This window comes from Palleronia rufa, assembly GCF_000743715.1.
Taxonomy (GTDB): Bacteria; Pseudomonadota; Alphaproteobacteria; order Rhodobacterales; family Rhodobacteraceae; genus Palleronia; species Palleronia rufa.
Map to the genome: position 1 here is coordinate 233,238 of NZ_JQEY01000004.1, position 14,180 is coordinate 247,417.

12 protein-coding genes are annotated in these 14,180 nt (G+C 68.8%); 8 read left to right on the top strand and 4 right to left on the bottom strand.

Going from position 1 to position 14,180, the window contains the following annotated elements; all coding sequences use genetic code 11:
* The first annotated feature begins 89 nt into the window (after nucleotides 1–89).
* From KW83_RS08480 to uvrA, 6 genes are all read left to right on the top strand, one after another.
* Entirely contained in the window at nucleotides 90–3,404 is a 3,315-nt protein-coding gene (locus KW83_RS08480) for an AsmA-like C-terminal region-containing protein (protein WP_036177315.1), read from the top strand.
* A gap of 8 nt (nucleotides 3,405–3,412) precedes the next feature.
* Nucleotides 3,413–4,474: a tRNA preQ1(34) S-adenosylmethionine ribosyltransferase-isomerase QueA gene (gene queA, locus KW83_RS08485; protein ID WP_036177318.1), complete on the top strand. Its 1,062-nt coding sequence runs from the start codon at nucleotides 3,413–3,415 to the stop codon at nucleotides 4,472–4,474.
* Between the two features lie 148 nt (nucleotides 4,475–4,622).
* The gene (locus KW83_RS08490) at nucleotides 4,623–5,894 is read left to right on the top strand and encodes an MFS transporter (protein WP_036177320.1); all 1,272 of its coding nucleotides are present in this window, start codon (nucleotides 4,623–4,625) and stop codon (nucleotides 5,892–5,894) included.
* Between the two features lie 75 nt (nucleotides 5,895–5,969).
* Nucleotides 5,970–6,545, top strand: coding sequence for a DUF924 family protein (locus KW83_RS08495; RefSeq protein WP_036177322.1), 576 nt, complete (start codon nucleotides 5,970–5,972; stop codon nucleotides 6,543–6,545).
* 371 nt (nucleotides 6,546–6,916) lie between these two features.
* Complete coding sequence (locus KW83_RS08500) at nucleotides 6,917–8,089, top strand: MFS transporter (protein WP_051928370.1); 1,173 nt, start codon at nucleotides 6,917–6,919, stop codon at nucleotides 8,087–8,089.
* 81 nt (nucleotides 8,090–8,170) lie between these two features.
* Nucleotides 8,171–11,029: an excinuclease ABC subunit UvrA gene (gene uvrA / locus KW83_RS08505; protein ID WP_036177325.1), complete on the top strand. Its 2,859-nt coding sequence runs from the start codon at nucleotides 8,171–8,173 to the stop codon at nucleotides 11,027–11,029.
* Between the two features lie 22 nt (nucleotides 11,030–11,051).
* Here the strand turns inward: uvrA and KW83_RS08510 are convergent, their stop codons facing one another.
* From KW83_RS08510 to KW83_RS19085, 3 genes are all read right to left on the bottom strand, one after another.
* Nucleotides 11,052–11,363: a hypothetical protein gene (locus KW83_RS08510; RefSeq protein ID WP_036177327.1), complete on the bottom strand. Its 312-nt coding sequence runs from the start codon at nucleotides 11,361–11,363 to the stop codon at nucleotides 11,052–11,054.
* Between the two features lie 347 nt (nucleotides 11,364–11,710).
* Complete coding sequence (gene xth, locus KW83_RS08515; RefSeq protein WP_036177329.1) at nucleotides 11,711–12,490, bottom strand: exodeoxyribonuclease III; 780 nt, start codon at nucleotides 12,488–12,490, stop codon at nucleotides 11,711–11,713.
* Between the two features lie 182 nt (nucleotides 12,491–12,672).
* A complete protein-coding gene (locus KW83_RS19085; protein WP_051928371.1) occupies nucleotides 12,673–12,906 on the bottom strand; it encodes a hypothetical protein in 234 nt (77 codons plus the stop codon).
* On the opposite strand from KW83_RS19085, the gene KW83_RS21865 reads away from it, so the two are divergent.
* Entirely contained in the window at nucleotides 12,906–13,370 is a 465-nt protein-coding gene (locus KW83_RS21865) for an integrase core domain-containing protein (protein ID WP_081904522.1), read from the top strand. The genes KW83_RS19085 and KW83_RS21865 overlap by 1 nt on opposite strands.
* Here KW83_RS21865 and KW83_RS08525 read toward each other — a convergent pair.
* Entirely contained in the window at nucleotides 13,346–13,549 is a 204-nt protein-coding gene (locus KW83_RS08525) for a hypothetical protein (protein ID WP_152563521.1), read from the bottom strand. The two genes, KW83_RS21865 and KW83_RS08525, sit on opposite strands and share 25 nt — an antisense overlap.
* 131 nt (nucleotides 13,550–13,680) lie before the next feature.
* Between KW83_RS08525 and KW83_RS19815 the strand changes: the two genes are divergently transcribed.
* Nucleotides 13,681–14,040 (top strand): recombinase family protein, encoded by a 360-nt coding sequence (locus KW83_RS19815; protein ID WP_081904523.1) that lies wholly within the window; start codon nucleotides 13,681–13,683, stop codon nucleotides 14,038–14,040.
* Nucleotides 14,041–14,180: the final 140 nt, after the last annotated feature.

Consider the following 14,180-nt stretch of genomic DNA (forward strand, 5'->3'; position numbering starts at 1 on the left):
CGCGTGAGCAGGCGGGCCGGGGTCTCGCATAGGGTGCCCGGCCGTGGTCTAGTGCCGCCCGAGCCTCCGAACGGGGTCGTGGATCACGGATGACCGACAGCGACACAGAAAGGCCAAGGCACGGGCGCGGCCGCCGTTTCGTGCTGGGCAGTATCGTGGGCGCGCTGGCCCTCACCCTGTCGCTGGCCCTGGTGGCGGTCGCGGCGCTGGGGGCCCTGGCCGCCAGCGAGACGCGGCTGGCTTTCCCGGCCGGTCTGGTGGCGCGGATCGAGGACCGGATCGACGCGCGACTGACGGATATGGACATCGAACTGGGCGACGTGTCGGTGATGCTCGACCGCCGACTCGTGCCGCGGCTGTTTCTGGAGGGCGTGTCCCTCCGCGACGCCGGCGGGGCGGACTTGGCCGAGCTGGCGGAGGTCGGCGTCGCCATCGACGCCGGGGCGCTGCTGTCCGGGCGGGTGGCACCCAGGATCCTGCGGGTCGCCGGCGCGCGGCTGGTCGTCCGGCGCGACGCCCGGGGGCGGTTCGAATTCACCTTCGGCGGCGGTGGCGACGCGATGCGGTTCGACAATCCCGGCGCGGTGCTCGACGCGGTCGAGGCGCGGCTGGCCGCGCCGCCGTTCGACCGGGTGGAAAGCGTGACCCTTTACGGCACGCAGGTGTCGCTGGAGGATGCACGCTCCTCCCGCGTCTGGCAGCTGACCGACGGAAATGCGGAGCTGCACCGGCAGGCCGGCGGGGTCGCGCTGAGTGTGGCGGCGGATCTCTTCAACGGCGGCGACGACCTGGCGCGGCTGGAGGCGGATCTCAGCACTGCGGGCGACGACGGATCGGCCCGCGCGCGGATCGCGCTCGACGGGATAGAGGCGCGGGACATCGCGGCGCAGTCTCCCGTTCTCAGCGTGCTGCGGGTGCTCGACGCGCCGCTCTCGGCCCGGCTGGAGGCGCGGCTGGGCCCGGACGGGACGCTGGGGGGGCTGGACGGGACGCTTGAGATCGGTGCTGGCGCGCTGAACCCGCGGGCGGAGACGCGGCCGATCCCGTTCGACAGCGCGCGGGTCGATTTCGGCTACGACCCGGCCCGCAAGCGGATCGACATGACGGAGCTGAAGCTGGTGTCCGACGACGCGTCCGGGCGGGCATCGGGCCACGCGTACCTCACCGAGCTTGGGCCGGGCGGGATGCCCGGCGCGCTTCTGGTTCAGATCGCGGTCCAGGAGGCGCGGATCGGTGCCGCGACCCTGTTCGCCGATCCGGTGACGGTGACCGACGGATCCGCCGACCTGCGGCTGCGTCTGAACCCTCTGACCGTAGAGGTCGGGCGCTGGTCCTTGCCCGGTCCGGGCGGCGGCCCGGAAGAGACCGTGGCCGGGACGGCGCGGGTGGTCGCGGGTCCCGATGGCTGGCGGGCGGATCTGGACCTTGGCACCGGGCGGCTGGCCGCGGACCGGTTGGCCGAACTCTGGCCCCTGCCGGTGGCCAGAATGGCCCGCAACTGGTTCGCCAACCGGGTTTCCGGCGGGGTCGTGCTGTCGCCCCGTCTGGCGCTGCGGTTCCGGCCGGGCATGGACCGGCCGGAGGTCGGCGTGACCTTCGGGTTCGAGGGCGCCGATGTGCGGGCGGTCGACTTCATGCCGCCGGTGACCAGGGCGGCGGGCTACGGATCGCTCTTCGACGGGCGGTTCGCGGTCCGGATGGATGCCGGCCGCATGGCGCCGGAGGGGCGCGGTGCGGTGGATCTGGCAGGCTCGACCTTCTCCATTCCAGACATGCGGCAGCAGCCCGCGGAAGGGGTGCTGGACCTTGCGGCGGACGGGCCGCTGGGGTCGGTGCTGGCGCTGATCGACCGGCCGCCGCTGCGGTTGCTGGACCGCGTCGGGCGCGGGCCGGACCTGGCGACGGGCCGTGTCACCGGCACCACCCGGATCGCGCTGCCGTTGCGGCGCGGCGTCACCCCGCAGGACATCACCTATGACGCGAAGGGAGAGATCCGCGACTTTGCGTCCGACAGCGCGGTGCCGGGGCGAGAGCTGGCGGCGGACCGGTTGGCGGTGACTGTGGACCGCCAGGCCATCCGGGCGGAAGGGCAGGCGACGCTTGACGGGGTGGGCTTCGACGGGACCTGGCGCCAGGCCCTGTCCGGTGAGGACGCCGGGACGGGCCGGGTCGAGGGTCACGTGGCGCTGTCGCCCGACGGGCTGCGGCGGTTCGGCGTGACGCTTCCCGACGGGCTGGTCAGCGGCTCGGGGCAGGGCGACCTGACCGTGAGGCTGGGCGATGGCGTGCCACGGATCGCGCTGGCGTCGGACCTGCGCGGGATCGGCTTGCGGATCGCGGCGGTGAACTGGTCGAAACCCGCCGCGGCCGGCGGGACGTTCCGGCTGTCCGGCCGCCTTGGCAAGGTGCCGCAGATCGACCGGCTGAGCCTCGAGGCGCCGGGGCTGAGCGCGCGGGGACGGGTCGAGCTGTCGGCGGGACCGGCGTTCAGGGCGCTGCGGCTGGACCGCGTGGCGCTGGGCGGCTGGCTCGACGGGGCGGTGACCGTCGCGGCCCGGGGGCCGGGGCAGCCGCCCGCCATCTCCGTCACCGGAGGCCGGGTCGACCTGCGTCGCGCGCAACTGGGCGGGAGCGGCAGCGGCTCCGGTGGCGGGACGGCGCGGGGGCCGGTGACCCTGCGCCTCGACCGGCTGACGATTACCGATACGCTGGCGCTGACGGCGGCGGCGGTGGATCTGGCGCCGGGGCGCGGCCTGTCGGGCGCGTTCAGCGGCCGGATGAATGGCGGGGTCGGCGTCTCGGGCACGCTGACCGGAGAGGCGGGCGGCGTCGCGGTGCAGCTGGCCAGCGCCGACGCGGGGGCGTTGCTGCGCGACGCCGGTCTGTTTCGCCGCGTCGAGGGCGGTCGGCTGAACCTGACCCTGCGTCCGACCGGCGCGCGCGGCACCTACGACGGGCAGGTGCGCGTGACCGACCCGGTCTTGCGTGACGCACCGGCCATCGCCGAGCTGTTGAGCGCGATTTCGGTGGTCGGGCTGCTGGAGCAGCTGGGTGGCGCCGGGATCCCCTTCGACGAGGTCTCGGCCGAGTTCCGCCTGTCGCCGCGACAGATCACACTCTACCGCTCATCGGCGACGGGCAATTCGCTGGGCCTGTCCATGGACGGGGTCTACGATCCGGTCACCAGACGCATGGACATGCAGGGGGTGGTGTCGCCGGTGTACCTCTTGAACCGGGTCGGCGCGATCTTTACCCGCCGCGGAGAGGGGCTTTTCGGCGTGAACTTCACGCTGAAGGGGCCGGTGAGCGACCCATCGGTGGGGGTGAACCCGCTGTCGATCCTGACGCCGGGCATGTTCCGGGACATCTTCCGCCGCCCGCCCCCGGCGCGGCCGAGCCAGTAGAGGGCCCCATGCGCCTTTCCGATTTCGATTTCGACCTGCCGGAGGCCCTCATCGCCACCCGCCCCGCGCGGCCGCGCTCCTCGGCCCGGATGCTGGTGGCGGAGGGGGCCGCGATCACCGACGCCTGCGTGCGCGACCTGCCCGACTGGCTGCGGCCGGGCGACCGGCTGGTGCTGAACGATACGTCAGTGATCCCCGCCCGTCTGACCGGGCAGCGGGCGCGGGACGGCAGCCCCGGCGCGCGGATCGAGGCGACGCTCCTGGAGGTCCGCGCCGACGGCACGTGGGGCGCGCTTCTCAAGCCACTGCGCAAGGTGCGCGATTCAGAGGTGCTGGAGTTCGGTGCCGGGCTCAGCGCCGCGGTGGAGGGGCGCGCGGACGGCCGGGCGCATCTGCGATTCAACCTGGCGGGCGACGCGTTCGACGCGGCCCTGGCGCAGGCCGGAGCCATGCCGCTGCCTCCCTACATCGCCGCCAGGCGGCCCGCCGACGCCGCCGATCGTGAGGACTATCAGGCCATCTGGGCGCGCCGCAGGGGGGCCGTGGCCGCGCCCACCGCGTCGCTGCATTTCGATGACGCGCTGATGGCCGCACTGGCCGTGCGCGGCGTGCAGACCAGCTTCGTCACGCTCCATGTGGGCGCGGGGACGTTCCTGCCGGTCAAGGTGGACGATATCGGCGCGCACCGGATGCACGCCGAATGGGGCGAGGTGACGGACACCGCCGCGGCGCAGATCATGGAGACCCGGGCCACGGGCGGGCGGGTGATCCCCGTGGGCACCACGGCGCTGCGCCTGCTGGAAAGCGCGGCGACCGGGCCGGGCCGGATCGCGCCGTGGCGGGGAGAGACCGACATTTTCATCACGCCCGGCTTCCGGTTCCGCATCGCCGACGCGCTGATGACGAATTTCCACCTGCCGCGCTCGACGCTGATGATGCTGGTGTCGGCCTTCCTGGGGGTCGAGGAGATCCGCGCCGTCTATGCCCATGCGATCCGGGCGCGGTACCGGTTCTTCAGCTACGGCGACGCGTCCCTGCTTGTGCCGTCCCGCTCCGCGCCATCTGCATAGGCGCAATGCTGTCCGCGCAAGGGTCCGCTCTCGCCGGGGTCGCAAGACGCTGGTACGGGCGGCTCCGACACGGGCGTGTCGCACAAGGGACAGACCCGGACTGCCCGCTGCGTCAGACCTTCACCGACGGACGGCAGGGAGCAGCCAGATGATCGCGGTACTCGGCAGCGCCTGGGCGCTTTTCCTCGGGATGGGCCTTCTCATGGTCGGCAACGGCATGCAGGGCACCTTGCTGGGCGTGCGCGGTGAGATCGAGGGGTTTTCGACCTTCTCGCTGTCGCTGGTCATGTCGGCGTATTTCCTGGGCTTTCTGGGCGGATCGCGCATGGCGCCGGAGATGATCCGCCGGGTCGGCCACGTGCGGGTCTTCGCGGCGCTGGCCTCCTTCATCTCTGCGGTGCTGATCCTGTTTCCGTCGATCACCGAGCCCTGGGCCTGGATCGCCCTCAGGATCGTGATCGGGTTCTGCTTTTCCGGTGTCTACGTCACCGCCGAGAGCTGGCTGAACAACGCCACCACGTCGGAGAACCGCGGCCAGGCGCTGTCCGTCTACATGATCGTGCAGATGAGCGGCATCGTCGCGGCCCAGGCGCTTCTGGTCACCGGCGATCCGTCCGGTTTCATCCTGTTCGTGATCCCGTCGGTGCTGGTCTCCATGTCATTCGCCCCGATCCTTCTGTCGATCACGCCGACGCCGCCCTTCCAGAAGACCAAGTCCATGTCCCTGGTGCGGCTCTTTCATCTGTCGCCGCTCGGGTGCGTGGGCATGTTCCTGTCGGGCGGCATGTACGCCGCACAGGTCAGCATGGCGGCGGTCTACGCCACCCAGGCCGGATTCCGCGTGGCCGAGGTCGGCACGTTCGTCGGCGCGATCTTTTTGGGCGGCCTGCTGTTCCAGTATCCGGTGGGCTGGATCTCCGACCGGATCGACCGGCGGGTGCTGATCCTCAGCTGCTCTGTGGTCGGCGCGTTTGCCTGCCTGGCGGGGGTGCTTTTGCCGGCGACGCTCACGGTGGTCGTATCGGTCGGTTTCGTCATGGGCGGAATGATAAACCCTCTCTATGCGCTGCTCGTGTCATACACCAACGACTACCTGGAGTATGAGGACATGGCGGCCGCGTCAGGCGGTCTGGTGTTCATCAACGGCATGGGCGCGATCCTGGGGCCCATCGCCATCGGCGCGATGATGACGCGGATCGGGCCAGAAGGGTTCTGGCTGTTCGTCATGGTGCTGCTGGTCCTGCTGGCGGCCTATGCCGCCTACCGGATGACCCGCCGCGCGGCGCCCAGCGCGTCCGAAACCGGCGCCTACGTGGCCGTGACGCCCAGCGTGTCGCGGTATTCCATCGCCGCGGGACAGGAATGGGCCGAACGGCAGGACGATAAAACGGATGAGAAACTAGTCGAAAAAGAAGAATGATTTCCCGGCCTTTCCCGCTAACGTTACAGGATGCCGGGGAGGGCATGGCAGGCAACGACGGAGGAGGGCAAGACTATGGCAACACCGGAGGACGTGCTGTCCTTCTGGCTGGATGAGGTCGGGCCGGAGGGGTGGTACAAGGGTGGTGAAGAGTTGGACGAGGCGTGCCGCGACCGCTTTGCGGAGACGTGGGACCGGGCGGCAGAGGGCGGTCTGTCCCTGTGGCTGACCTATCCCGCGGGGACGCTGGCCTATACGATCCTGGCCGATCAGCTTCCGCGCAACATGTGGCGGGGAACGGCGCAGAGCTTTGCCATGGACGCCGCCGCGCTTGCCGCCGCGAAGACCGCGATCTCGCGCGGGTGGGATCTGCGGATCGACCCGCCGGCGCGGCAGTTCTTCTACCTGCCGCTCATGCATTCGGAAAACCTGATTGACCAGGACCGCTGCGTGCGCCTGTTCCACACCCGCATGCCCGAGTCCGAGAATAACCTGCTGCACGCCCGCGCCCATCGGGAGGTCATCCGCCGGTTCGGGCGCTTTCCCCACCGCAACCGCGCCCTCGACCGCGACACGTCAGAGGCCGAGGCCGAATTCCTGGCCAACGGCGGTTACGGCCGCACGGTCGAGGACATCCGCAGCGCTGCCTGATCGGGGCCGTTCCGGCGATCCCGTCGGTCGCCGAACGGCCCCGCAGGGACCGCGATCCTGGCGGGCCGGCATCCTGTCTATCGCTCTTCGCATACCTGCGGAGGCCCTGGGGCGCCATTGCCGGGCTGCCTCTGCCCCATCCGGCTGCCTGGAAAGCGTCCGACCCCGAGCACACGCTGCGGTGCAACGCCCGGTCGCCGATCCCGCGTCCCGTCCGTCGCTGTCGTCATGTTTCGGTACCGGATGGCCGCATCGTCTGCGGCTCCGCCCGGTTCCGCCTCCCGCGGCAGAGTTGCGCGCTGACACGAACCGCACGTTCCGCCGCGCCGCCGGGTCTTGCGCATCGGCGGCCCGCGCGGCCTAAGGGAGATATGCCGGACGCGCCTTCCCCAACCCAGGACACAGACCGCGCCGGATCCGACCGGGCGCTGATCGCCGCGTTGTTCGGCGCCGGACTGCTGGCGGCGGCTCAGTTCGGAAAGATCGCCCTGACCCTGCCGGACATGGGCGCGGCCTACGGGTTGGCACCGGTGCGGCTGGCTTATCTGGTCTCGATCGTCGGCGTGACAGGCATCCTTCTGGGCGCGATGGCCGGGACCGTCGTCGCGGCCCTGGGCGCGCGCCGCGTGCTGCTATGGGCGCTCTGGGCGGGGGCGGCCATCTCGGTCTTTCAGGCCTTCCTGCCGCCGGAGCCGGTCCTGGCCCTGACGCGCATCGCCGAGGGCGCGTCGCATCTGGTGATCGTGGTGGCCGCTCCGACGCTCATCGCGGGTGCGGCATCGGATGCGGCCCGCCCCGTCGCCATGGCGATCTGGGCGACGTTTTTCGGCGTGTCCTTCGCGCTTGCGGCGGTGCTGTTTCCCCCGCTGCTTGCGGCGGTCGGCCTGCCGGGGCTGTTCGCGCTGCACGGGGCAGGGCTTGCGGCGATGGCGGTGGTGCTGGCGCCGATGCTCCGGTCGCAGACGCGCGTGCCGTTGCGGCTGGACCCGGTGGCGGTCCACCGCAGCATCTATGCGGTGCCGCACCGCGCGATGCCGGGGGTGTGCTTCGTCTTCTACACGGTGCTCTTCGTCGCTCTGGTGGCCATTCTGCCGCTGGCGCTGGGCCGCCCGGCGCTGGCCGGTGTCCTGCCGGTCCTGACGCTGGCCGGAACCTTTTTGGCCGGACCGCTGTCGCGCCGCCTCCACCCCGCGGCGGTGATGGCAACGGGCTTCGCGGGCACGCTGCTCTGCGCCGGACTTGCCGCGGCGGAGCTGGGCGGCGCGCTCTGGGCGATGTTCCTGGCCATGGGCCTTGTGCCCGGGGGCGCCTTCGCGCTGATCCCGCATCTCAACCGCGCGCCCGCGGACCGCGCCCTGGCCACGGGCGGCATCGCGCAGATGGGCAATGTCGGCACCACCCTCGGAACGCCGCTGTTCGCCGGACTATATGCCGCGGGCGGAACCGCGGCGATCTGGGCCGGGATCGCCCTGTTCTCGCTTCTCGGGCTTGCGGTTCTGGCACGTTTTGCCCATCTGATCGCCAGACCCGTCCCGAGCGCCTGAATATTCACGGTTCGTTCACCAATTTCGTTGGCGGACGCTGACGCAGGGTCTATGTGGGACGGGGAGCGAGCAGGGGATGTCATGGCCGAGCTGAAGAAGATCGAGGTTCGCGGCGCGCGCGAGCACAATCTCAAGAGCATCGACGTGGATATTCCCCGCGACCAGCTTGTGGTGATCACCGGGCTGTCCGGCTCCGGCAAGTCGTCCCTCGCCTTCGACACGATCTATGCCGAAGGCCAGCGCCGCTATGTGGAATCCCTGTCGGCCTATGCGCGGCAGTTCCTCGACATGATGCAGAAGCCGGACGTGGACCATATCAGCGGCCTCAGCCCGGCGATCAGTATCGAGCAGAAGACCACGTCGAAGAACCCCCGCTCCACCGTCGGTACGGTGACGGAGATCTACGACTATATGCGGCTGCTCTATGCCCGCGCCGGCACGCCCTATTCGCCCGCCACCGGCCTGCCCATCGAGGCGCAGCAGGTGCAGGACATGGTCGACACGGTGATGCGAATGGAGGAGGGGACCCGCGGCTACCTGCTGGCGCCGATCATCCGCGACCGCAAGGGCGAGTATCGCAAGGAGTTCCTGGAGCTTCGCAAGCAGGGCTTTCAACGCGTCAAGGTGGACGGCACCTTCCATGAGCTTGACGCGCCCCCCACGCTCGACAAGAAGTTCCGCCACGATATCGACGTTGTGGTGGACCGCATCGTGGTGCGCGAGGGGCTGGAAACCCGGCTGGCGGATTCGTTCCGCACCGCGCTGGACCTGGCCGATGGAATCGCCGTGCTGGAAACCGCCCCCGCGGACGGAGAGCCGGAGCGCATCACCTTCTCCGAGAACTTCGCCTGCCCGGTGTCGGGGTTCACCATCCCTGAGATCGAGCCGCGGCTGTTTTCCTTCAACGCGCCGTTCGGGGCCTGCCCGAAATGCGACGGTCTGGGGGTCGAGCTGTTCTTCGACCCGGTGCTGATGGTGCCGGACCAGAACCTCAAGATCCTCGACGGGGCCATCGCGCCCTGGCGCAAGGGAAAGTCGCCGTTCCATACCCAGACCGTGCAGGCCATCGCGCGGCACTACGGATTTTCCACCGCCACCCGTTGGAAGGACCTGAGCGACGAGGTCAAGCAGGTGTTCCTCTACGGGTCCGGAAAGACCGAGATAAAGTTCCGCTACGACGAGGGCGGGCGCGTCTACCAGATCGAGCGGCCGTTCGAGGGCGTGATCCCGAACATGGAACGGCGCTACCGCGAGACGGACAGCGCCTGGGTGCGCGAGGAATTCGAGCGCTACCAGAACAACCGCCCCTGCGGCACCTGCGACGGCTACCGCCTGCGGGCAGAGGCGCTGGCCGTGAAGATCGCCGGCGTCCACGTCGGCGAGGTCGTGCAGAAATCCATCCGCGAGGCGCTCGACTGGTGTCAGACCGTGCCCGAGAGCCTGTCGGCCCAGAAGAACGAGATCGCCCGCGCCATCCTCAAGGAGATCCGCGAGCGGCTGGGGTTTCTCAACAACGTCGGTCTGGAGTACCTGACGCTCAGCCGGAACGCCGGCACCCTGTCGGGCGGAGAGAGCCAGCGCATCCGGCTGGCCAGCCAGATCGGGTCGGGGCTGACCGGCGTGCTCTACGTGCTGGACGAGCCGTCGATCGGTCTGCACCAGCGCGACAACGACCGGCTGCTGACCACGCTGAAGAACCTGCGCGACCAGGGCAACACGGTGATCGTGGTCGAACACGATGAGGAAGCGATCCGCGAGGCCGACTATGTGTTCGACATCGGCCCCGGCGCCGGGGTGCATGGCGGTGAGGTCGTGGCCCACGGCACGCCGCGCGACATCATGGAGAACCCCAAATCCGTCACCGGCGACTATCTGGCCGGCCGGCGCGAAATCCCGGTGCCGGACGGACGGCGCAAGGGCAACAAGAAGAAGCTGACCGTGGTCAAGGCCCATGGCAACAACCTGCAGGACGTGACGGTGGATTTCCCGCTGGGCAAGTTCGTCTGCGTGACCGGCGTTTCGGGCGGAGGCAAATCGACCCTGACCATCGAGACGCTGTTCAAGACCGCGTCGATGCGCCTGAACGGCGCGCGCCAGACGCCGGCGCCTTGCGAGACGATCAAGGGGCTGGAGCATCTCGACAAGGTCATCGATATCGACCAGCGTCCCATCGGCCGCACGCCGCGGTCCAATCCCGCGACCTACACCGGCGCCTTCACCCCGATCCGCGACTGGTTCGCCGGCCTGCCGGAGGCCAAGGCAAGGGGCTACAAGCCGGGGCGGTTCAGCTTCAATGTCAAGGGCGGCCGCTGCGAAGCCTGTCAGGGCGACGGCGTCATCAAGATCGAGATGCATTTCCTGCCCGATGTCTATGTTACCTGCGAGACCTGCCAGGGCGCGCGCTACAACCGCGAGACCCTGGAAATCCGTTTCAAGGGCAAGAGCATAGCCGACGTTCTTGATATGACAGTCGAGGACGCGCAATCGTTCTTCAAGGCGGTCCCGTCGATCCGCGAGAAGATGGACGCGCTGGTGCGGGTGGGACTGGGCTACATCAAGGTCGGCCAGCAGGCGACGACGCTGTCGGGGGGTGAGGCGCAGCGGGTGAAGCTGTCGAAGGAGTTGTCGAAACGCTCCACCGGCCGCACGCTCTACATCCTGGACGAGCCGACGACGGGTCTGCATTTCGAGGACGTGAAGAAGCTGCTGGAAGTGCTGCACGAGCTTGTCGAACAGGGCAATTCGGTCGTCGTCATCGAGCATAACCTGGATGTCATCAAGACCGCCGACTGGCTCATCGACATCGGCCCCGAAGGCGGTGACGGCGGCGGGGCGCTGGTGGCCACGGGCACGCCCGAGGCGGTCGCGGAGGTCGAGGCCTCCCATACCGGGCGGTATCTCAAGACCATGCTCGCCTCTCGCAGGGTCGCGGCGGAATAGCGGGCGAACCCGCTCTCCGGGCCTACATCAGCAGGACGGTCGAGACCTCGACAACTTCGAGGATCTCCCGGGAGGCGCGGTCCACTCTGTAGATATGTTCGTTCGACCGCAGGTAGCCCTCTGTCTTCTCCAGTGGCGGCAAGTCCAGGCCGGGGTAGGAGTCGGCGATGTCGGCATCGGCGGGCGCCGTCTCTCCGACCTCATAGATCGCATCCCTGGACCGGGGCGCCTGGGCGTCCTTCGGCGCATCCGCGTTCGCCTGGGCCTCGGCTGGAGACGCGGCCAGTGACAGGGCGGCCATGAGGACGACCGTCAGGCTTGCGGATGCGATCATCGCCACGGTCCCCGGGCACCGGCGGCTGAATCGCGCCGGGGGAGGTGGAACGGCCGCGCGGCCTGCCGCGACCCGGCGGGCGCGGTCCGTACGGTCGGGCGCCACGGGGGGTTGCCGACAAGTCGCAGGTCCATGACCCGGTTCGGATCGTTCGGGAACCCTTGTCGTCACCGCGTCACGTTTGCGCCAGAGCACGGACACCCCTGCGCCGCCGATGCGCACCGCCAGGGGATGGGACACGCGCGAGGAACGGACCGGAGACGCAATGTGGGTCATGGGCAGGAAACCGGCTGCGCCGGCCTTTGTTCCCAATGGCCGCACCTGTCCATGGGACGCGTGGTCGCAGGTCAGGCGCGCAGGTCGATCCAGACCGGAACGTGGTCGGACGGTTTCTCGCGCCCGTGCAGGCCGGTTTCGATCCAGCAGTCCGCCAGAAGGTCGGCGGCCTGGGGAGTCAGCAGGTGGTGGTCGATGCGGATGCCGTCGTTCCGGTCCCAGGCGCCGGCCTGATAGTCCCAGAACGAATAGTGCCCGCCGGCGGCGTTGCGGGCACGGAACGCTTCGGTCAGGCCCATGTGGGTGAGCCGGTGCCAGGCGGCCCGCGTCCTTGGCAGCGCCAGCGCGTCGCGGCGCCAGGCATCGGGCCGCGCGGCGTCGAGATCGCGCGGGATCACGTTGTAGTCGCCGCAGAGGACCGCCGGTTCCTCCGTCGCCAGGTGATGGGCCGCGCGATCCCTCAGCCGGTCCATCCAGCCCAGCTTGTAGTCGTATTTCGGCCCCGGCGCGGGATTGCCGTTCGGCAGATAAAGGGCGCAGACGCGGATCGCGCGGGCGCCGATCACCGTAGCCTCCATATAGCGGGCCTGTTCGTCCGCGGCGTTGCCCGGCAGGCCGCGCGACACGTCTTCCAGGGGGAGCTTCGACAGGATCGCGACCCCGTTGAACCCCTTTTGCCCGTGGGTCTCGACGCTATAGCCCAGATCCTCGATCTCGGCCCGGGGGAAGCCCGCGTCCACCGATTTGATCTCTTGCAGGCAGGCCACGTCGGGGGCGCTGTCCCGCAGCCAGTCAAGGAGCACGGGAAGGCGCGCCTTCACGCCGTTGATGTTGAAGCTGGCGATCTTCATGGAGTCCCGTAGGCATGGCGGCGGTTCGGCCCCGTGGTACAGGCTTCGTCGCGTTAGTCCAGAGCCGGTGCGCATGGTCCCGCTCCGCAATCCCTACGTGAGCCGGCGCGATGTCACATCTTGCCCACGCGCAGGACGGTCAGGTTTGGGACAAAGGGATGTCATTGCTGTGACCTTCAGCGCTATCTGTCGCAGAATGTGTAGGATTGATTGGTAGCGATGACCAAGGTGCTGCGCGCGGCTTCGACGACATCATCGGTGATGACGCTCAGCTCGTTGACCTGCAACACGCGCTCGATCTGGATGAACAGGCGCTGGAGAAGACGGAAGTAGCCGCCCGTGATGCGCGCGACGGCGGCCAATGCCTCTGCGTCGGTGAAATCGCCCCCTCCAGACGAAGACCAGGGCTCCTCCAATGCCGCTCGAGCACGAAGGCGAATTCCGCGCCGTGCAATGCGTGGTAGCGATGTGCGAAGCCGATGCGACTTTAGAGCCGAGGATAGCGGGCCATACGCTTTTCGATCCCGGGCATGCCGACCAGGATCACGCCGATCCCGCTACGGTCGAACAAGTGACGTACATACCCGGTGCGCGTGTTCGAAGGGCGCTCGGCCTCGCCGATCATCAGCAGCTCGATCGGGGGAAGCCTACCGACAATGCATTCGCCGAAGTGTTCAACGGCAAAGTCAGGGCAGAGTGCATCGACCAGAACTGGTTCTTGTCGATCGAGAAAGGCCCCTGTGCCACGCTCATCTGCAGCCCTATGACGAGCATCAGAAGGCTCGCCAACGTCGTCTTGATCGTTCTCATCATTTTCTTTGTCCTTATTCGCTCGGATTATTCCGCGGAGCCGGCTCATCGGTTCCGCCCGAACTTGTAGTTGAGTGACAGCCCGGCGGTGAAGCCGTCGTCGCCGATCACGTCCGCACGGGCCGAGGCGCGCAACGTCAGGTCTTGGCTCACTCCGCAGCCCAGCCCAAACTCCGTCCCGGCGCGCGTGCGGTCGGCGCCGGACTGCGCACCGTCCACCTCGTCGGCGAAGATACGGCGCAGGTTCACCCCGCCGGTCCCCGTCAAATGGCAGGTTTTGTCCCGCGGTACGGTCGCTGCTCCCGACGATTTCGCCGCGCTCTGGGCTCACATCCCACAGGTAGAATAGAGCGTACCACTGGCCGCGAAAGGAGGCCCCGATGACTTTCGTTGGTTACGCTCGTATCGGCATGAGCGACGCGGGCACCGCTGCACAGTCCGAAGTGCTTGCCCGCTCTGGCTGTAAGCGCATCTTCGAGGAACCCAACGGCCCTGAGAAACATTTCGCCCGGCCGGCGCCGGCGAAAGCTCTGGCCTATCTCCGCGGTGGCGATGTTTTCGTGGTCTGCCGACGTGATCGGCCAGGATGGTCGCTCTCGGCTCTTGTCGAGACGATCACCGATCTCGCTGCTCAAGGCATCGGAGTCCGCTCACTTGACGGTTCGGTTGATACGACCGGACCCGATGGCGCCCTTGTGCTTCAGACGCTTCATGCCCTCGCGATCTCAAGCGCGAGATGAACCTGGAGCCAACCCAAGGCGGCCTAGCCGCCGCGTGCGCCGGGGGAAAACGTCCCGGGCGACCTCCAAGGATATCGCCAGAGAAGATCCGACAAGCGCACGCTCTCGTCGATCGTGGCTTGAGCAAGGCGTTGTTGCAG

Bases quoted from the DNA above. Each gene is read 5' to 3' on its own strand.
- KW83_RS08480 (WP_036177315.1), top strand. From the start codon at position 90: ATGACCGACAGCGACACAGAAAGGCCAAGGCACGGGCGCGGCCGCCGT.
- queA (WP_036177318.1), top strand. From the start codon at position 3,413: ATGCGCCTTTCCGATTTCGATTTCGACCTGCCGGAGGCCCTCATCGCC.
- KW83_RS08490 (WP_036177320.1), top strand. From the start codon at position 4,623: ATGATCGCGGTACTCGGCAGCGCCTGGGCGCTTTTCCTCGGGATGGGC.
- KW83_RS08495 (WP_036177322.1), top strand. From the start codon at position 5,970: ATGGCAACACCGGAGGACGTGCTGTCCTTCTGGCTGGATGAGGTCGGG.
- KW83_RS08500 (WP_051928370.1), top strand. From the start codon at position 6,917: ATGCCGGACGCGCCTTCCCCAACCCAGGACACAGACCGCGCCGGATCC.
- uvrA (WP_036177325.1), top strand. From the start codon at position 8,171: ATGGCCGAGCTGAAGAAGATCGAGGTTCGCGGCGCGCGCGAGCACAAT.
- KW83_RS08510 (WP_036177327.1), bottom strand. From the start codon at position 11,363: ATGATCGCATCCGCAAGCCTGACGGTCGTCCTCATGGCCGCCCTGTCA.
- xth (WP_036177329.1), bottom strand. From the start codon at position 12,490: ATGAAGATCGCCAGCTTCAACATCAACGGCGTGAAGGCGCGCCTTCCC.
- KW83_RS21865 (WP_081904522.1), top strand. From the start codon at position 12,906: ATGCCGCTCGAGCACGAAGGCGAATTCCGCGCCGTGCAATGCGTGGTA.
- KW83_RS19815 (WP_081904523.1), top strand. From the start codon at position 13,681: ATGACTTTCGTTGGTTACGCTCGTATCGGCATGAGCGACGCGGGCACC.